The 17,783-nt window shown below is 68.7% G+C and carries 17 protein-coding genes and 1 pseudogene; 10 read left to right on the forward strand and 8 right to left on the reverse strand.

The window, feature by feature from the left end; genetic code table 11:
* Positions 1-160 precede the first annotated feature (160 nt).
* Positions 161-3,070: a UPF0182 family protein gene (locus tag H7I57_RS19090; protein WP_264025326.1), complete on the forward strand. Its 2,910-nt coding sequence runs from the start codon at positions 161-163 to the stop codon at positions 3,068-3,070.
* A 10-nt stretch (positions 3,071-3,080) separates the two neighbouring features.
* Here H7I57_RS19090 and H7I57_RS19095 read toward each other — a convergent pair whose 3' ends face one another.
* Both H7I57_RS19095 and H7I57_RS19100 read right to left on the reverse strand, forming a co-directional pair.
* On the reverse strand, positions 3,081-4,295 hold the full coding sequence (locus tag H7I57_RS19095) for a class I SAM-dependent RNA methyltransferase (RefSeq protein ID WP_264025327.1): 1,215 nt from the start codon (positions 4,293-4,295) through the stop codon (positions 3,081-3,083).
* A complete protein-coding gene (locus H7I57_RS19100) occupies positions 4,292-6,295 on the reverse strand; it encodes an APC family permease (RefSeq protein WP_275081443.1) in 2,004 nt (667 codons plus the stop codon). Before H7I57_RS19100 ends, H7I57_RS19095 begins: the two co-directional genes overlap by 4 nt.
* A gap of 104 nt (positions 6,296-6,399) precedes the next feature.
* Here H7I57_RS19100 and H7I57_RS19105 point away from each other — a divergent pair, with 104 nt between their 5' ends.
* Together H7I57_RS19105 and H7I57_RS19110 are read left to right on the forward strand one after the other, a co-directional pair.
* Complete coding sequence (locus tag H7I57_RS19105) at positions 6,400-7,074, forward strand: potassium channel family protein (RefSeq protein WP_264025329.1); 675 nt, start codon at positions 6,400-6,402, stop codon at positions 7,072-7,074.
* 74 nt (positions 7,075-7,148) lie between these two features.
* Complete coding sequence (locus H7I57_RS19110) at positions 7,149-7,814, forward strand: potassium channel family protein (RefSeq protein WP_264025330.1); 666 nt, start codon at positions 7,149-7,151, stop codon at positions 7,812-7,814.
* A 7-nt stretch (positions 7,815-7,821) separates the two neighbouring features.
* Here H7I57_RS19110 and H7I57_RS19115 read toward each other — a convergent pair whose 3' ends face one another.
* Both H7I57_RS19115 and H7I57_RS19120 read right to left on the reverse strand, forming a co-directional pair.
* Complete coding sequence (locus H7I57_RS19115; protein WP_264025331.1) at positions 7,822-8,568, reverse strand: DUF3159 domain-containing protein; 747 nt, start codon at positions 8,566-8,568, stop codon at positions 7,822-7,824.
* On the reverse strand, positions 8,565-8,936 hold the full coding sequence (locus tag H7I57_RS19120; protein WP_264025333.1) for an OB-fold nucleic acid binding domain-containing protein: 372 nt from the start codon (positions 8,934-8,936) through the stop codon (positions 8,565-8,567). Before H7I57_RS19120 ends, H7I57_RS19115 begins: the two co-directional genes overlap by 4 nt.
* Before the next feature lie 143 nt (positions 8,937-9,079).
* Here H7I57_RS19120 and H7I57_RS19125 point away from each other — a divergent pair, with 143 nt between their 5' ends.
* Complete coding sequence (locus H7I57_RS19125) at positions 9,080-9,793, forward strand: serine aminopeptidase domain-containing protein (protein WP_264025334.1); 714 nt, start codon at positions 9,080-9,082, stop codon at positions 9,791-9,793.
* On the opposite strand, the gene H7I57_RS19130 is transcribed toward H7I57_RS19125, so the two are convergent.
* Together H7I57_RS19130 and dut are read right to left on the reverse strand one after the other, a co-directional pair.
* A complete protein-coding gene (locus H7I57_RS19130; RefSeq protein ID WP_264025335.1) occupies positions 9,794-10,540 on the reverse strand; it encodes a DUF3710 domain-containing protein in 747 nt (248 codons plus the stop codon).
* 19 nt (positions 10,541-10,559) lie between these two features.
* Positions 10,560-11,024, reverse strand: a complete 465-nt coding sequence (gene dut, locus H7I57_RS19135) for a dUTP diphosphatase (RefSeq protein ID WP_264025336.1) — start codon at positions 11,022-11,024, stop codon at positions 10,560-10,562.
* Positions 11,025-11,049: 25 nt separating this feature from the next.
* Here dut and H7I57_RS19140 point away from each other — a divergent pair, with 25 nt between their 5' ends.
* The gene (locus H7I57_RS19140; RefSeq protein ID WP_264025337.1) at positions 11,050-11,526 is read left to right on the forward strand and encodes a DUF3093 domain-containing protein; all 477 of its coding nucleotides are present in this window, start codon (positions 11,050-11,052) and stop codon (positions 11,524-11,526) included.
* A gap of 2 nt (positions 11,527-11,528) precedes the next feature.
* Here H7I57_RS19140 and H7I57_RS19145 read toward each other — a convergent pair whose 3' ends face one another.
* On the reverse strand, positions 11,529-11,831 hold the full coding sequence (locus H7I57_RS19145; protein ID WP_011894786.1) for a DUF4193 domain-containing protein: 303 nt from the start codon (positions 11,829-11,831) through the stop codon (positions 11,529-11,531).
* Positions 11,832-12,007: 176 nt separating this feature from the next.
* Here H7I57_RS19145 and cei point away from each other — a divergent pair, with 176 nt between their 5' ends.
* A complete protein-coding gene (cei, locus tag H7I57_RS19150; RefSeq protein ID WP_264025339.1) occupies positions 12,008-12,664 on the forward strand; it encodes an envelope integrity protein Cei in 657 nt (218 codons plus the stop codon).
* Between the two features lie 30 nt (positions 12,665-12,694).
* On the opposite strand, the gene H7I57_RS19155 is transcribed toward cei, so the two are convergent.
* Positions 12,695-13,579 carry an inositol monophosphatase family protein gene (locus tag H7I57_RS19155; protein WP_275081444.1) on the reverse strand — a complete coding sequence of 295 codons (885 nt, stop codon included), beginning with the start codon at positions 13,577-13,579 and terminating at the stop codon, positions 12,695-12,697.
* Between the two features lie 143 nt (positions 13,580-13,722).
* Here H7I57_RS19155 and ppgK point away from each other — a divergent pair, with 143 nt between their 5' ends.
* The 4 genes and pseudogenes from ppgK to H7I57_RS19175 form a co-directional block, all read left to right on the forward strand.
* Entirely contained in the window at positions 13,723-14,526 is an 804-nt protein-coding gene (gene ppgK, locus H7I57_RS19160; protein ID WP_264025343.1) for a polyphosphate--glucose phosphotransferase, read from the forward strand.
* A gap of 220 nt (positions 14,527-14,746) precedes the next feature.
* Positions 14,747-16,231 (forward strand): RNA polymerase sigma factor, encoded by a 1,485-nt coding sequence (locus tag H7I57_RS19165; protein WP_264025344.1) that lies wholly within the window; start codon positions 14,747-14,749, stop codon positions 16,229-16,231.
* Positions 16,232-16,235: 4 nt separating this feature from the next.
* Entirely contained in the window at positions 16,236-17,327 is a 1,092-nt protein-coding gene (locus H7I57_RS19170; RefSeq protein ID WP_264025345.1) for a methyltransferase, read from the forward strand.
* Between the two features lie 18 nt (positions 17,328-17,345).
* A pseudogene (locus H7I57_RS19175) lies at positions 17,346-17,783 on the forward strand (hypothetical protein); the annotation flags it as partial.

Below are 17,783 nucleotides of genomic sequence, written 5' to 3' on the forward strand. Positions count from 1 at the left end.
CCAGACTTCCCGGCACACCTACTACGATCAATCTAAGTCATCTGCCACCCGCGTACTCACCGAGCCGGGTTCCCAGAATCGGTGAATGCCGGGAGCCTGACCGCAACGATGCCGCGGTATGCCCGGATCGACGGCATGTAACGCGATTCGGAGCGCGCACATGACCACACGATCGCCCGACAGGTTTCCCCAGTTGTCCAGGCGCGGCCGGGCGATCGTGATCGCGACCTCGGCCCTGTTCGCGCTATTGCTTTTCGGCCCACGCCTTCTCGACGTCTACGTCGACTGGCTGTGGTTCGGTGAGGTCGGCTTCCGGTCGGTGTGGCTGACCGTGCTGCTCACCAAACTGGCCACGTTCGCCGTCGTGACGATGCTGATCGGCGGCGCGTTGACGATCGCGATCGTGATGGCCTACCGCGCCCGCCCGGTGTTCGTCCCGGAAACCGAACCGAACGATCCGTTGACGCCCTATCGCACCCCGGTGATGACCCGCCCGCTGTTGATCACCCTGTCGACCGCAGGCGGGCTGGGCGCGCTGTGCGGTTTGATCGCCCAGCTGAACTGGGCGACAGTGCAGTTGTTCCTGCACGGCGGCCCGTTCGGCGTCGACGACCCGGAGTTCGGTCATGACATCGCCTTCTTCGTTTTCGACCTGCCGTTCTACCGGTCGGTGCTGAACTGGTTGCTCATCGCCGCGGTGCTCGCCTTCGTCGCGAACCTTGTCACCACCTACCTGTTCGGCGGGTTTCGCCTGAAGAAGGGAAAGGCGACGCTCAGCCAGCCCGCGCGGATGCAGCTCGCCGTGCTGGCGGGCACCGTGATCCTGCTCAAGGCGGTGGCCTACTGGTTCGACCGCTACGACCTGCTCACCAGCGGACGCAAGGAACCGACGTTCACCGGAGCGGGCTACACAGACATCAATGCGAATCTGCCGGCCAAACTGGTTCTGCTGGCCATCGCCGTGCTGTGCGCCGCCTCCTTCTTCGCCGCGGTGTTCCTGCGCGACATGCGCATCCCGGCGATGGCCACGGTCCTGCTGGTGCTGTCGTCTCTGCTGGTCAGTGGCGTGTGGCCGATGCTGATGGAACAGTTCTCGGTGCGCCCCAACGCGGCCGACGTCGAAAGGCCCTACATCCAACGCAACATGGACGCCACGCGGCAGGCTTTCCGACTCGACGGGGACGCCGTCGAATACCGGGACTACCCGGGCGTCGGCACCAAGGCTCCGCAGGAGGTGCCCGCCGATCGGACGACCATCGCGCAGACCCGGTTGCTCGACCCCAACATTCTGTCGCGAACGTTCACCCAGCAGCAGCAACTGAAGAATTTCTACAGCTTCCCCGACGTTCTCGACATCGACCGGTACCACATCGACGGGCAGTTGCAGGACTACATCGTCGGTGTGCGCGAACTCTCGCCCGAGAGCCTGACCGGCAATCAGACCGACTGGATCAACCGCCACACGGTCTACACCCACGGCAACGGCTTCGTTGCCGCGCCGGCCAACCGCGTCAACGCTGCGGTGCGCGACGCCGCGGAGGCGTCGGAGACCAACAGCGGTTACCCGATCTACGCGGTGAGCGACATCGCCACCCAGTCAGCGGGCGGACAGGTAATCCCCGTCGACCAACCCTGGGTCTACTTCGGTGAGGTCATCGCCAGCACCGACCCCGACTACGCGATCGTCGGCGGCGCAGCCGGCTCCCAGCCGCGGGAGTACGACACCGACACCTCGACCTACACCTACACCGGCGCAGGCGGGGTCTCGATCGGGAGCTGGCTGCACCGCGGTGTTTTCGCGGCGAAGTTCGCCGAACGCAACATCCTGTTCTCCCGCGCGATCGGCTCGGAGTCCAGGGTGCTGTTCCACCGCGATCCGAAGGAACGGGTGCAACGGGTGGCGCCGTGGCTCACCGTCGACGCCAACGCATATCCCGCCGTCGTCGACGGACGCATCCTGTGGATCATCGACGCGTACACCACCCTCGATGCCTACCCCTACGCCCAGCGGATGTCGCTGGGGGCTCCGGTCACCACCGCGACCGGGGTGGTGCGACCGGGCGCGAGCGTGTCCTACGCGCGGAACTCGGTCAAAGCCACCGTCGATGCCTACGACGGCACCGTGACGCTGTATCAGTTCGACACCGCGGACCCCGTGTTGGCGGCGTGGATGCGATCGCTGCCCGGGAGCGTCAAGGCCGAAGACGAGATTCCCGACGAACTGCGCGCACACTTTCGGTATCCCGAGGACCTTTTCCGCGTCCAGCGGGAGCTGCTGGCCAAGTATCACGTCAACGAGCCGCGAGAGTTCTTCACCACCAACGCGTTCTGGTCGGTGCCCAGTGACCCGACCGATGACGCCAACCCGGCGCAGCCGCCGTTCTACATCCTCATCGGGGACGACCAGACGGCTGAACCATCGTTCCGGCTGGCGACCGCGATGGTCGGCTACAACCGCGAGTTCCTCTCGGCCTACATCTCCGCGCACTCCGACCCCGGCGACTACGGCAAACTCACCGTGCTTCGGCTTCCGACCGACACGCTCACACAGGGACCGCAGCAGATCCAGAACTCGATGATCTCCGACACCCGGGTGGCCTCGGAGCGCACGCTGCTGGAGCGGTCGAACCGTATCCATTACGGAAACCTGCTGACTCTGCCGATCGGCGACGGCGGTGTCCTGTACGTGGAACCTCTTTACACAGAGCGTATTTCGACCAACCCGAACAGTTCGACGTTCCCGCAACTGTCTCGCGTCCTTGTGAGCTTCCGCGAACCCGGTGCCGGCGGTCTCCGGGTGGGTTACGCCCCGACGGTGGCCGAAGCGCTCGATCAGGTCTTCGGCCCGGGCGCCGGCCGGGTGGCCACCGCACCCGGCGGTGATGCCGCGTCGGCTCCTCCGCCGGCACCGACGGCGCCGCCGCCGGCACCTCCGCGGGCCGCGCCGGGACCCGTGGCCGACGAGCCGCCGACGTCGGCGACCGAACTCAGGGAAGCCCTCGCGGAGATGCGCGAGGCCCTCGAGCGGATGGAGCAGGCGGTCGACGGACTCGCGCCGGGGGGCCCGTGACGGATGCTGCTCAGCGGGTCAGCACTGCGATGCACTCGACGTGGTGGGTCAACGGGAACGAGTCGAACACCTCCAACCGTTCGACCGTATATCCGTGGCCGCGGTAGAGCCCGACGTCCCGGGCGAATGATGCTGCCTCACAACCTATGTGGATGATTCTGGGCACCTCGGCGGCGGCCAGCATGTCGATCACCTCACGACCCGCACCGGCACGCGGCGGGTCGAGAACCGCGACGTCGGCGCGGTCCCGCTGGCCGGCCAACGCCCGGCGCACGGAGTCGGTCAGCACGGACACGCAGCCCAGGTCGGCGAGCGCCGCGCGCGCCGACCGCGAGGCACCGCGCGACGTGTCGACGGTGAGCACTCGGCCGGTGTCACCGACGGACTGCGCCAGTGCCGCGGCGAAAACGCCTGCGCCGCCGTAGAGATCCCACGCGGTCATCCCCGTCCCGAGCCGGGCCCACTCGGCGACAAGCGCGCTGTACAACTCCGCGGCGTCGCGGTGGGCCTGCCAGAAGGCCGTCACCGGCACCCGCCAGCTGCGCCCGCCCACGCGTTGAACCGCCTCGTAGCCGCCTTCGGACGTCGTGGTCTTGCGGCCACCGCGAGTCCCGGCCACCACCACGTGGCGGTCGCCGTCGTCGTCGATCACCACATGGACGTGGGACTCGCCGGGCCACCGCGTGTCGGCGATGCCCGCGAGCATGCCCGCGGGCAGCTGCGCACAGTCGAGCCGGTGCACCAGCTCGGTGCTGTGGTACCGGTGAAATCCTGCGCGACCGTCGGCCGAGGTGTCGAGCCGCACCCGGGTCCGCCATCCCGTGGCCCCCAGTTCACCCACCGGCTGCGCGACCGCGTCGTGTTCGTCGCGCCACCGGTATCCCCCGAGCCGCGCGAGCTGATTGGCCACGACCGCGCCCTTGAGCCTGCGTGCGGCCGCGGGTTCGGCGAACGCGAGGTCGCAGCAACCCGCCCCGTCAACTCCGGCGATCGGGCACAATGAGTCGATCCGGTCGACGGAGGGCTCGAGCACCTCGATCACCTCGGCGTTCCAGTACGACCCGCGCTCGCCCGCTCCCCCGGTCAGGCGGGCCCTGACCGTCTCGCCGGGGAGCGCGTACCGCACGAACACCACCCGGCCGTCGTGGCGCGCCACACAACTGCCGCCGTTCGCGGCGTCTCCGGTCGTCAGCGTGAGTTCGTCGGGTGCTTCGAAGGCGGTCAATCCAGGAACCCCTTGCGCGCGTCGCCCGGGGCGGACTGTGGCGCCAGCTTCTTCAACCGCTCCGACGAGGACAGCTGCCACGGAACCGAGGTCACCATGACGTTGGGTTCGAACAACAGCCTGCCCTTCAGCCGCAACGCACTCTGGTTGTGCAGCACCTGCTCCCACCAATGCCCGACCACGTACTCGGGGATGAACACCGTGACCACGGTGCGCGGCGAGTCCTTGCTGACCCGCTTGACGTAGTCGAGTACCGGCCGGGTGATCTCGCGGTACGGCGACGCGATCACCTTCAGCGGCACGCTGATGTCGCTGTGCTCCCACTTGTGCACCAGCTCGCGGGTCTCGGCGTCGTCGACGCTGACCGTGATGGCCTCCAGCATGTCGGGGCGGGTGGCCCGCGCGTAGGCCAGCGCCCGCAGCGTCGGCATGTGCACGTTGGACACCAACACGATCGCGTGGTTTCGGCTGGGCAGCACGATGTCCTCGGTCTCCGCGGCACGCAGCTCGAGCTCGCGGCTGACCGACGCGTAGTGCTTGTGGATCAGCTTCATCAGGCCGAACAGCGCGCCCATCGCCAGGATCGCGATCCATGCTCCGACAAGGAACTTGGTGACCACCACGATGATCAGCACGGTGCCCGTGCAGACGAAGCCGATGGTGTTGATGACACGGGAACGCTTCATGCGGGCCCGGGCCGTGGGCTCGGTCTCGGTGCGCAGCAGCCGGGTCCAGTGCCGGACCATGCCGATCTGGCTCAGCGTGAACGACACGAACACCCCGACGATGTAGAGCTGGATCAGCTTGGTGACCTCGGCCTGGAACGCGACGACGAAGGCGACGGCGCCGAAGGCCAGGAACAGGATTCCGTTGGAGAACGCCAGCCGGTCGCCGCGGGTGTGCAGCTGGCGGGGCAGAAACCGGTCCTGCGCCAGGATCGATCCCAGCACAGGGAATCCGTTGAAGGCGGTGTTCGCCGCGAGCACCAGGATCAGGGCGGTCACCGTGGCGATCAGGATGAGGCCGAGCGGGAAGCCGTGGAACACCGTCTCCGCCAACTGGGCGATCAGCGTCTTCTGTTGGTAGTCCGCGGGCGCGCCCCCGAGTTGTTCGTGCGGCCGCTCCGCGATCTGCACGCCGGTCGCCTTCGCCAGCATGATCATCCCCATGAACATCGTGACAGCGATGACCCCGAGCAGCAGTAGCGTGGTGGCGGCGTTGCGGGACTTGGGTTTCCGGAACGCCGGGACACCGTTGCTGATCGCCTCCACACCGGTCAGCGCCGCACTTCCCGACGAGAAGGCCCGCGCCACGAGGAACACCAGCGCGAACCCGAGAATGTCGCCGTGTTCGGAGTGCATCTCGAAATCGGCCGACTCCGCACGCAACGGCTCGCCGAGGACGTAGATCTGGAAGAAGCCCCAGGCGAGCATCACGATCATGCCGATCATGAACGCGTAGGTCGGAATCGCGAACGCGGTGCCCGATTCCCGGATACCCCGCAGGTTCAGCGACGCCAACACCAGAATCGCGACGACCGCGAACAGCACCTTGTGCTGGTCGACGAACGGCACCGCGGACCCGATGTTCGACATCGCCGAGGACATCGACACCGCGACGGTCAGCACGTAATCCACCAGCAGCGCGCTGGCGACGGTGAGACCCGCTGTGGGACCCAGGTTGGTGGTCACCACCTCGTAGTCGCCGCCGCCCGACGGGTAGGCGTGCACATTCTGCCGGTAGCTGGCGATCACGATGAGCATCACCGCCGCCACCGCCAGGCCGATCCACGGTGCCATCGAGTAGGCGGCCAGCCCCGCCACCGACAGCACCAGGAAGATCTCCTCGGGTGCATACGCGACCGAGGACAGCGCGTCGGAGGCGAAGACCGGCAGGGCTATCCGCTTGGGCAGCAGGGTGTGCGACAGGTTGTCGCTGCGGAAGGGCCGGCCCAGCACCAGACGCCGCGCGGCGGTAGAAAGCTTGGACACGAGTGCCAAGAGTAGGCCCAGGGCCGAATCACGGTAGCGTTCACCGTGCGCAGGTTCTGTTTCAGCAGTCTTGGGTAAGCCACCTCTGGCTCCAGCCGGAAAGGACACCTCAGGTGCGTGTAGTGGTGATGGGATGCGGCCGGGTGGGCGCGTCGCTGTCGGACAGCCTGGCCAGGATCGGCCATGACGTCTCCGTGATCGACCGGGACGGCACGGCCTTTCACCGGCTCTCTCCCGATTTCCCCGGGGAACGGGTGCTCGGCATGGGGTTCGACCGCGACGTGTTACTCCGTGCGGGCATCGAAGGCGCATCAGCCTTCGCGGCGGTGTCCTCGGGCGACAACTCGAACATCATCTCCGCCCGGGTCGCCCGCGAGACGTTCGGTGTTTCGCGCGTGGTCGCGCGCATCTACGACGCCAAACGTGCCGCCGTCTACGAGCGCCTCGGTATCCCCACCGTCGCCACGGTGCCGTGGACCACCGACCGGCTACTCCATGCGCTGACCCGCGAGACCGAGACGACCAAATGGCGCGACCCGACCGGCAACGTCGGGGTCGCCGAGCTGTCGCTGCACGAGGACTGGGTGGGACACCGGGTCACGGAGCTGGAAGCGGCCACGTCGGGCCGGGTGGCGTTCCTGATCCGGTTCGGTGCCGGCACGCTGCCCGACGCCAAGACCGTCATCCAGGCCGGCGACCAGGTCTACCTGGCCGCCGTCTCCGGTCACATCGCCGAAGCGCTGGCCATTGCGGCGTTGCCCCCCAGCGAGGATTCGGAGGCCCGATGACGCGGACGCGGGGGGCAAGACGATGACGCGGACGCGAGGAGCAAGACGATGACGCGGACGCGAGGAGCAAGACGATGAAGGTCGCGATCGCCGGAGCCGGGGCCGTCGGCAGGTCCATCGCGCGCGAGCTCGTCGACGCCCACGACGTGACGCTTCTCGAGCGCAACCCGGACCACATCGACGTCGAGGCGATCCCGACGGCGAGCTGGCGCCTGGGTGACGCGTGTGAGCTCAGCCTGCTCGAGGCGGTCAAGCTCGAGGAGTTCGACGTCGTGATCGCCGCCACGGGCGACGACAAGGCCAACGTCGTGGTCAGCCTGCTGTCGAAGACCGAATTCGCGGTCCCCCGTGTGGTGGCCCGGGTCAACGACCCCCGCAACGAATGGCTCTTCGACGAGGCTTGGGGCGTCGACGTCGCGGTGTCCACCCCCCGGATGCTGGCCTCACTGGTGGAGGAGGCGGTGTCGGTCGGTGATCTGGTCCGGCTGATGGAGTTCAGCAAGGGCCAGGCCAACCTCGTCGAGATCACCCTCCCCGATGACACACCGTGGGGCGGCAAGCCGGTCAAGCGCCTCGAACTGCCAAGAGACGCTGCGCTGGTGACGATCCTGCGAGGGCCGCGGGTGATCGTGCCGGAAGGCGACGAACCACTCGAGGGCGGCGACGAGCTGCTGTTCGTCGCGGTCTCCGAGGTCGAGCCCGAGCTGCGCGAACTGCTGCTTCACCCGCGTCAGCGCTGAGCGCCCGTCAGCGCGGCTTCCGCGCCGAGTCGCCGGCTTCCGACGTCTCGGTGTCCCCTGCCGCGTCCGTGTCCCCCGACGTGTCAGTGTCCCCTGACACCTCATCGGTGCCGTGGTGCTCGCGCACCGCCCGCTGCGCGGCTCTGATCGCCAGGTAGGTCACCAGCGCGGCCACCGCCGTCAGCGGCCATCCCATCGCGATCCGGGCGACACCGAGCCATCCCGTCTGGTCGGCGTCATACAGGTGGTGCTGCACCACGAACCGGGACGTGAAGACCACCACCCACACCAGGGTCGCCACGTCGAAGGCGAGCACCGCGCGCCGCACGCCGCGCCAGCGCCGGTCGTGGGTGTTCACCCAGCCCCAGATGTAGCCGACCACCGGCCGGCGGACGATCACGGATGCGGTGAACACGATGGCCCAGAACAGCGACATCCAGATGCCGAGAAGGAAATAGCCCTTGGAGGCGCCGACGAGGTAGGCGATGAGCGCGCTGATCCCGACGGCGAAGAATCCGGAGATGGCCGGCTGCACGGAGTCCCGGCGCAGCAGCCGCCACGCCAGGATCAGGGTGGCCACGGCGAGCGCGGCGCCGATGGCGGGCATCAGCCCGAAGGCCGACGACACGGGCACGAACACCACCACCGGCAGCGACGAGTAGATCAGCCCGCTGATGCCGCCCATCTGTTCCAGGACGGCCGCTCCCCGCGGTGGTGAGGTCTGACTGCCCGGTTCGGAGCCGGGGTCGGTCACTTCTGAATCTCGTAGTGGGGGTTGTAGATCGCCTTGGCGCCGTTGTCCAGTTTGCCGACCCGGCCGTGCACCTTGAGGGTGCGGCCGGATTCGATGCCGGGGATGCGGCGCTGTCCCAGCCACACCAGGATCACCGAGTCGGTGCCGTCGAACAGTTCGGCCTTGACGCCGCCCGCACAACTCTTGCCGTTGCACTCAACGCTGCGCAGGGTGCCGACCATGGTCACTTCCTGGCCGCGCTGACAGTCGATCGCCTTCTGCGCGCCGGTGCTCGCGGCCTCGTCGCCGAGCTCCTCGACGTCGAGCTGTTCCGGGTCCTCGGTCAGCCGACGGGTCAACCGCCGCAGATACCCCTCGGCCGTGGCCATGGCTTCTCCTGACCTTCTGTGGAACTTGTTGCCAAGCAACTGTGTGTACCCCAATCAACGCCACGCTAGACCTCTTGGTTCCGATTCGCCACGTCGGCACGGCCCGCCGCGCCGGGGATTTCGCGACCGGGCACGATCGAGTGATGACGGTCAATCTGCGCGGCGTCACCACCGTGCTGCTTCCCGGAACAGGATCCGACGACGACTTCGTCTACCGGGCGTTCTCCGCCGCATTGCACGCGGTCGGCGCGGTCGTCGTCACCCCGGCACCGCAGCCGCACCGCCTGGTCGACGGTTACCGCGAGGACCTCGACAACGCGGCCCGCGCAGCTCGACCTCTGCCGATCGCCGTCGGAGGTGTGTCGATCGGCGCCGCCGTCGCCGCTGCGTGGGCATTGTCACATCCGGACCGTGTGGCCGCGGTGCTGGCGGCGCTGCCGGCGTGGACCGGCGCCCCCGACGCGGCGCCGGCGGCGTCGGCAGCCCGTCACGCCGCGGAGATGCTGCGTCGCGACGGACTCGTGTCGGCCACCGGGCAGATGCAGGCGTCGAGCCCGAGGTGGCTCGCCGACGAGCTGACCCGATCGTGGGTCGGGCAGTGGCCGTCGTTGCCCGACGCGATGGATGAGGCGGCCGGATACGTCGCGCCGACGAGCGTCGATCTGGAGTCGCTGACGGCGCCGATGGGGGTGGTGTCAGCCACCGACGATCCGGTGCACCCTCTGGAGGTCGGCCTCGAGTGGGTGTCGGCAGCCCCACGAGCGTCGCTGCGCACGGTGACCCTCGACGAGATCGGAGCCGACCCCGGGGTTCTGGGCGCGCAGTGCCTGGCCGCGTTGCGGGACGCCGGGGGGTAGTCAGCCGCCGGTGATCGTGCGCAATTGCTGCATCGCCGATCCCTGGGTGCCGCGCCGCGCGGTGGGCTGCTGTTGCTGAGGCTGCGTCGGCTGAGGCTGCCCCGTCGCCTGCGCCTGCTGCGCTGCGGCCTGTTCGGTCGCGGCCCGCAGCTGGGCGGCCATCGGCTCGGGCAGCTGGATCGGAAGCGGGTTGCGCACCGGCATCGGGGTATCGCCACGGCGAACAACGGTGTCAGCCAGCGCATCTCGTGCCTGTTCGACGAGGGCGTCGATCCGGTCGTGCGGCCCGCTGACCACACAGCGGATCATCCAGCGGTATCCGTCCACGCCGATGAAGCGCACCACCCCAGCGTTCTCGGCGCCGACGCCGACGACCTCGCGACCCCAGGGACCGTCCTCGATGCTGACCTTGCCCGTGTCTTTGCGCAGCGAGTCGGCCAGCTCCGAGGCGACCTCGCGCCACAGGCCCGCGGACTTGGGCGCGGCGTATGCAGCGATGGTGAAGCGGCCGTTGGGGGTCACCACCCAGATGGCGCTGGGTGCGCCGGCGTTGTTCAGTTCGACCTGCACCTGCCCGCCGTCGGGCATCGGGATCAGCACCGATCCGAGGTCCAGCCTGGCCACCGCGGCGACCGACGGGTCGTCGAAGTCGTCGATGTCGAACGGACCCTCGAGTTCCTCACCGGCGTCCTGCGGCGCCACCTCGGGTGTCTCGGGGCTGTCTTGGTTTTGTCTTCTCAGTGCCATGGTCAGCTCAACTCGATTTCTAGAGACTGGCGTGTCCGCCGGAGGAACCGTGGCCACCGTCACCACGGGTTGTGTCGGCCAGACCCGCCTCGTCGAAGGACGTCACCTCGACCAACTCGGGTAGTTCCACCCGCTGCACGAGCAACTGGGCGATCCGGTCCCCCCGTCGGACGACGATCGGGACGACAGGGTCGAGGTTGATCAGGGAGACCTTGATCTCGCCACGATAACCCGCGTCGACCGTGCCGGGACTGTTGACGATTGAAAGCCCCACGCGGGCAGCCAGACCCGAGCGCGGATGAATCAGGCCCACCATGCCGAACGGGATGGCCACCGCCACCCCCGTCGACACCAATGCCCGCTCACCGGGCGCCAATTCGACGTCCTGTGCGCTGTAGAGGTCGACTCCCGCGTCGCCGTCGTGAGCCCGGTGGGGCAACGGCAGGTCGCGATCCAGTCGCACTACCGCAAGAGAGGTGGACACGACGTCAGAGATTACTCTTGGCCGCGTGTCCGACACGCGCGCCACCACGCAAACCGTTCGCTACCGCGAACGGCTGTGGGTCCCGTGGTGGTGGTGGCTGCCCGGCCTGGGCCTTGCCGGCCTGATCGCACTCGAGGTCAACCAGGGCGTCGCAGCCCTGCCGAACTGGCTGCCCTTCGCCGTGCTGCTGCCGGTGGCGGCGATCGTGCTCGTGTGGATGGGCCGAACCGAACTGCGCGTCACCACCGGCGACGGCGTCACCGAGGTCTGGATCGGCGGCGCCCACCTGCCGGTGAGCGTCATCGCGCGTTCGGCAGCGGTTCCCCGTTCGGCGAAGTCGGCGGCCCTGGGCCGACAGCTCGACCCGGCGGCCTACGTCGTGCATCGGGCGTGGGTCGGCCCGATGGTCCTGCTGGTCCTCGACGATCCCGATGACCCCACCCCGTACTGGCTGATCAGCGCCAGGCACCCCGACAAGGTGCTCGCCGCGCTCGCGTCCTGACCTCAGGCCGCGCAATCGGTGCAGATCATCATCCCGTTCTTCTCGCTGGCGAGACGGCTGCGGTGATGCACCAGGAAGCAACTCGAGCAGGTGAACTCGTCGGCCTGCTTGGGGATCACCCGCACCGACAGTTCCTCACCGGAGAGGTCGGCGCCGGGCAGTTCGAACGACTCGGCGGATTCTGACTCGTCGACGTCGACGACGGCCGACTGAGCCTCGTTGCGGCGTGCCTTCAGTTCCTCGAGCGAATCCTCGGAGACGTCGTCGGTCTCGGTGCGCCGTGGGGCGTCGTAGTCAGTGGCCATCTCGGTCCCCTCCATCAAGCTTGTGCAGCAGTGCTTTGTACCAGCGTCGAACGCATCCGCCAAATGATTCGTGCCCGTATTGACACCGGTTCTAATGTGATTTATGTCACAGTTTGGTCCTCACGCCTTGCGACACCGGTCGGAACCCCGGTCATGCTGGCCTTAGAGTGCTCAACGTGGTCGCTCAAATCACCGACGGCACGGCGTTCGACAAACACGGACGCCCCTTCCGACGCCGCCATTTCCTCCCCGGGATCGTGTTGTTCGCATCCCTGGCGGTGGTGGCCCTTCTCGTCTGGATGATCGCGCTGTCGCGGCCACCCGAGGTCAGGGAGGCCGCGGTCTGCAACCCGCCCCCCGCTCCCGCCGAACCCGGCGCATTTCGGCCCCAGCTCGGCGAGCAGGTGTCGCGGGCCGAGATGATCGACGTGACGCCGGCCAAGCTCGCCGACACCGACGTCCGGGTGCTCAACGCCAGCGGGCAGGGCGGGCAGGCCGCCGAGGTCGCGGGCGCGCTGCGCGACCTCGGGTTCGCCGACCCGGAGGCTGCCAACGACCCGATCTACGAGGCGGTGCGGCTGGTCTGCCAGGGCCAGATCCGGTTCGGACCGTCCGGCCGGGCCGCGGCGGCGGCGCTCTGGCTGGTGGCCCCGTGCACCGAACTCTTCCAGGATCAGCGCACCGACGACACCGTCGACCTGGCGCTGGGAACCGAGTTCGCCGAGCTGAGCCACAGCGACGACATCGACGCCGTGCTCGCCAGCCTGCTGCCCGATGCCACCCAGCCGGCCGACCCCACGCTGCTGTCGAAGATCCACACCGGAACGTGCTGAGCGCGGCCCGGTTTCTACCGGCCGCGGCCGCTACATCGCGCCGCAGCGGACCAGCGCGTCGCCGAACGCCGCGCTGATGCCCGGCGCGGCGGCCACCACCAGGCCCGCACCCTCGGTCGTCTGCGGCAACCGCACGTGCGCGCCGGCCTCGGTGGCGATGAGGGCGCCCGCGGCCCAATCCCACACGTGGACGCCCTCCTCGTAGTAGGCGTCCAACCTGCCCGCGGCGACCATGCACAGGTCCAGCGCGCAGGAACCGATCCGTCGCAGATCGCGCACCTCCGGCAGCAACCGGGCGACAACCTCACCTTGGCGCCTGCGCCGCTCGGCCTGGTAGCCGAAACCCGTCCCCACCAGCGCCATCGACAGTTCGGTGACACCGCTGGCCCGCAGCTCACAGACCACACCGCCGCGGCGCACCCGGGCACCGTGCCCCAGCGCCGCCGAGTACACGGCGCCGGCGGCGACGTCGGCCACCGCCCCGGCCACCGAGACGCCATCGCGCTGCACACCGACCGACACCGCGTACGCCTCGATGCCGTAGAGGAAGTTCACCGTGCCGTCAATGGGGTCGAGCACCCAGATGACCTTCCCGTCCGCCGCGCCCACCGGCCCGCCCTCCTCCTCGCCGAGAATGGGGTCGCCCGGGCGCAGTTCGGCCAACCGGTCCCGCAACAGCCGCTCCGTCTCGGTGTCGACCACGGTGACGGGGTCGGTGGCCGAGCTCTTGGAGGACACCGCGCTCGTGAAGGACACCGCCCCCACGGTCGAATCGGCCCCGGCCCGGCCCGTGCCGAAGACCTCGACCCGGCGGCGCCTGACGAACGCGGCGGCTTCCGCCGCGAGCTGCTCGGCCACCGAACGAAGCAGCGCGGGATCGGTGTCGAGGTCGGTCACACGCCCATCGCAGCACATCCGGCGATCGGCGGCCCTTCGGATGCGCGACTGGCACCCATCAGAATTGGCGAGCCGATAATGTGTGGAGTGCGCCTTGGCTGCCGCACGGCCGAGCCGTGCCGATGACTTTCGTGGCCGCCGACCTGCGCAGAGGAGCTTCCATGACCGCCAGCGATTCACCTGCCGCCGAATCCAGCGGCGCCGGGCAGCACCGCGGGTTCGGCGTCGACGTCGGCGGCAGCGGGGTCAAGGGCGGCATCGTCGACCTCGACACAGGCCTGTTGATCGGTGAGCGCTTCAAACTGCTCACCCCCCAGCCGTCCACGCCTGACGCCGTCGCCGAGACCATCGCCCAGGTCGTGGAGCACTTCGGCTGGGAGGGCCCGTTGGGTGTGACGTACCCGGGTGTGGTGACGGATGGGACGGTGCGCACGGCCGCCAACGTCGACAAGGGCTGGATCGGCGCCAACGCCCAAGACGTGATCGGCGGGGCGCTCGGCGGCCGGCGTGTGACGGTGCTCAACGACGCCGACGCCGCAGGACTCGCCGAGGAGAAATTCGGCGCAGGACGCGACGAGACGGGAGTGATCGTGCTCCTGACGTTCGGTACCGGCATCGGCTCGGCGGTCATCCACAACGGCGTGCTCCTGCCCAACACGGAGTTCGGGCACCTCGAGGTCGGCGGCAAGGAGGCCGAGCATCGGGCCGCGAGTTCGGTCAAGGAACGCAAGGAATGGAGTTACGAGCGCTGGACCGAGGAGGTCACGAAAGTGCTGGTGGCGATCGAGAATGCCATCTGGCCGGACCTGTTCATCGCGGGCGGCGGGATCAGCCGCAAAGCTCACAAGTGGATTCCGCTGTTGAAGAACCGCACGCCCGTGGTCGCGGCGGCGTTGCAGAACGAGGCGGGCATCGTCGGTGCCGCCATGGCGGCCGACGTCGACGTCACAGCTACCCGCGGGTAGCCTCGGCTGGTCGGCACGCTCGCGCGTCAAATTTGCCGCTCGGCGCAGCACCCACCCACACTGTCGTTACAATGGATGACGGCGGCCGCCTACCGAGTAGCGGCGGATGTATCCCACCTCGACCAAACCGCCGTGAGATCCACGCCGACATTCGACATAGCCGACACTTTTCGGTGGCGCACGTGTGCGCGCCGGAAACCGCACGACCGAAAGGGTGTACGTGGCAGCGACAAAGGCAAGCCCGGCAACCGATGAGCCGGTGAAGCGCACCGCCACCAAGCCCCCCGCCAAGAAGGCCTCGCCGGCGAAGTCGGCGAACGGTGCAGCGCCCGCCAAGAAGGCCGCGAAGACCGCCAAGCCGCGTGCCGCCAAGGCCGCCGACGCCCCGGCAGCGCGCAGCCGGGCCAAGAAGGCGACGTCGCCCACTCCCGGTGCGGCCGACGACGATCTCGTCGACGGCGACGCCGCCGAGATCGAGGGTGAGCCCGGTGACGTCCTCGAGGTGGACGACACCGAGATCGACCTCGAGGACATCGTGGTCGAGGACGACGCCGACGACGAGGAATCGTCCGACGACGAAGCCGACACCGACGACGAGGCATCCGACGACGCCGTGGGCACGGCCAAAGCCGCGCCCAAGGCGGCAGGCAAGCCCGCCAAGGCGGCCGAGGTCGAGGACGAGATCGCCGAACCCTCGGAGAAGGACAAGGCCTCCGGCGACTTCGTCTGGGACGAGGAGGAGTCCGAGGCACTGCGGCAGGCCCGCAAGGACGCCGAGCTCACCGCGTCGGCCGACTCGGTTCGCGCCTACCTCAAGCAGATCGGCAAGGTCGCGCTGCTCAACGCCGAGGAAGAGGTCGAACTCGCCAAGCGCATCGAGGCGGGGCTGTACTGCACGCAGTTGATGACCGAGTTCGCCGAGCGGGGCGAGAAGCTGACGACGGCGCAGCGCCGCGACTATCAGTGGATCTGTCGTGACGGCGACCGCGCCAAGAACCATCTGCTCGAGGCCAACCTGCGACTGGTGGTGTCCCTGGCCAAGCGCTACACCGGACGCGGCATGGCGTTCCTCGACCTCATCCAGGAAGGCAACCTGGGCCTGATCCGTGCGGTCGAGAAGTTCGACTACACAAAGGGTTACAAGTTCTCCACGTACGCGACATGGTGGATCCGGCAGGCGATCACCCGCGCGATGGCCGACCAGGCCCGCACCATCCGCATCCCGGTGCACATGGTCGAGGTGATCAACAAGCTCGGCCGTATCCAGCGCGAGCTGCTGCAGGACCTGGGCCGTGAGCCCACGCCCGAGGAACTCGCCAAGGAAATGGACATCACGCCCGAAAAGGTGCTGGAGATCCAGCAGTACGCGCGTGAGCCCATCTCGCTGGACCAGACCATCGGCGACGAGGGTGATTCGCAACTCGGCGACTTCATCGAGGACAGTGAAGCCGTGGTGGCCGTGGACGCCGTCTCGTTCACGTTGCTGCAGGATCAGCTTCAGTCGGTGCTGGAGACCCTCTCGGAGCGTGAAGCGGGCGTCGTCCGACTGCGCTTCGGTCTGACCGACGGTCAGCCGCGCACCCTCGACGAGATCGGCCAGGTCTACGGCGTCACGCGCGAGCGCATCCGCCAGATCGAGAGCAAGACGATGTCGAAGTTGCGCCACCCGAGCCGTTCTCAGGTACTGCGCGACTACCTGGACTAGGACCATGGCCGGACGTATTGCCGCACCGCCGCCCGCGGTGCTGCGGATGATCAGCGGGCTCCGGGGTGCGCTCGCCCGGCTCCACAGGTCAACGGCACCAGCCAACGTCACGATGATGGAGATCGTGCTGGGGTCATGGCTCACGCAGGCGATCTACGTCGCGGTGCGGCTGGGTATCCCCGACGAACTGAGCACCGGTCCGCAGAGGGCCGACGAGGTGGCCCAGCGGGTCGGTTCGCACCCGGGAGCCACCTACCGGCTGATGCGACTGCTGGCCAGCTACTCGATCCTCGAGCTTCGCCGGGACGGACGATTCGAGCTGACCAGGTTGGGGCGGACGTTGCGCCGCGACGCCCCCAACAGTGTGGCGGCGATGGCCACCATGGTGGGGAGCCGCCAGCATTGGGAGCACTGGGGCAGCATGGAGCATTCCGTGCGGACAGGGCAGACCGCGATCGAGGCCATCCGCGGCGTGCCGACATTCGACTATATGGCCACCGACCCCGAGTTCGCCGAGATCTTCAACGACGCGATGACGGGAGCTTCCACGCTCGCCATCGAAACCGCGGTTCCCGCATACGATTTCAGCGATACACGGCTGATCGTCGACGTCGGCGGCGGACACGGCGCCCTGCTGGCCGCGGTGTTGAAGCAGGCTCCGCAGGCCCGCGGCGTGCTCTTCGACCTCCCGTCGGTGGTCGCCAACGCCGCAGACCTGCTCGAGTCGGCGGGGGTGGCGTCCCGGTGCGGCATCGAGGGCGGATCCTTCTTCGGCGCGGTCCCCGCAGGCGGGGACGCCTACCTGCTGAAGGCCGTGATCCACGACTGGGACGACGAGAAGTCGGTCGCGATCCTGCGCAACGTGCGCACCGCCATCGACCCCGCCGGCAAGCTCCTGTTGTTCGAACTGGTCCTTCCCGAGGGCGCCCCGGCCCATCTGGGCATGTTGGTCGACCTGGAGATGCTGGTCTCCGCCGGCGGCATGGAGCGCACCGAGGCCCAGTACGCGGAGCTGTTGTCCAGAGCGGGCTTTCGGCTCTCCCGAGTGGTGTTCACCCCGGGCCCGGTGTCGATCATCGAGGCCGTTCCCGTCTGAGTCAGTCGGGCCTCGGGGGTGTCAGTCTCCGCTGTCGCCAGAGCCGCGGCCACCGTCGCCGCCACCGCCACCCTGACCGCCGGCCCCGCCACTGGTGCCCCGCGGCCCACTGCCGCCGACACCTGCGCTCCCCGACCCTCCCGCTTGGCCGTCCCCGGTCGCTCCGCCCGCGCCGCCACCGCCGCCGGAGCCACCGGAGCCACCGGAGCCGGTAGTGCCCTGTGCACCGTCCGCGCCTGCAGGCCCTTCGACGCTGCCGGCTCCGCCCTTGCCGCCGGAGCCCCCGGTTCCACCGTTTCCGCCGGCACCTCCGGAGCCACCGGAACCGCCGCTGCCTCCGTCACCGACCCGCACCGTGCCGACGCCCGGGTCGGACAGGTTCGCGCCGCCCGCGCCGCCGCTCCCGCCGTCACCGCCGACGGCACCGTCGAGTGGGCCCACCGCGAGCTCGAGGTC

The sequence above is a fragment of the Mycolicibacterium pyrenivorans genome (genome assembly GCF_025821625.1).
Classification (GTDB): domain Bacteria; phylum Actinomycetota; class Actinomycetes; order Mycobacteriales; family Mycobacteriaceae; genus Mycobacterium; species Mycobacterium pyrenivorans.

What these genes read in the sequence shown, in the direction of transcription:
- H7I57_RS19090 (WP_264025326.1), top strand. Translation starts at nt 161, where the DNA reads ATGACCACACGATCGCCCGACAGGTTTCCCCAGTTGTCCAGGCGCGGC.
- H7I57_RS19110 (WP_264025330.1), top strand. Translation starts at nt 7,149, where the DNA reads ATGAAGGTCGCGATCGCCGGAGCCGGGGCCGTCGGCAGGTCCATCGCG.
- H7I57_RS19120 (WP_264025333.1), bottom strand. Translation starts at nt 8,936, where the DNA reads ATGGCCACGGCCGAGGGGTATCTGCGGCGGTTGACCCGTCGGCTGACC.
- H7I57_RS19125 (WP_264025334.1), top strand. Translation starts at nt 9,080, where the DNA reads ATGACGGTCAATCTGCGCGGCGTCACCACCGTGCTGCTTCCCGGAACA.
- H7I57_RS19130 (WP_264025335.1), bottom strand. Translation starts at nt 10,540, where the DNA reads ATGGCACTGAGAAGACAAAACCAAGACAGCCCCGAGACACCCGAGGTG.
- H7I57_RS19145 (WP_011894786.1), bottom strand. Translation starts at nt 11,831, where the DNA reads ATGGCCACTGACTACGACGCCCCACGGCGCACCGAGACCGACGACGTC.
- H7I57_RS19155 (WP_275081444.1), bottom strand. Translation starts at nt 13,579, where the DNA reads ATGTGCTGCGATGGGCGTGTGACCGACCTCGACACCGATCCCGCGCTG.
- ppgK (WP_264025343.1), top strand. Translation starts at nt 13,723, where the DNA reads ATGACCGCCAGCGATTCACCTGCCGCCGAATCCAGCGGCGCCGGGCAG.
- H7I57_RS19170 (WP_264025345.1), top strand. Translation starts at nt 16,236, where the DNA reads ATGGCCGGACGTATTGCCGCACCGCCGCCCGCGGTGCTGCGGATGATC.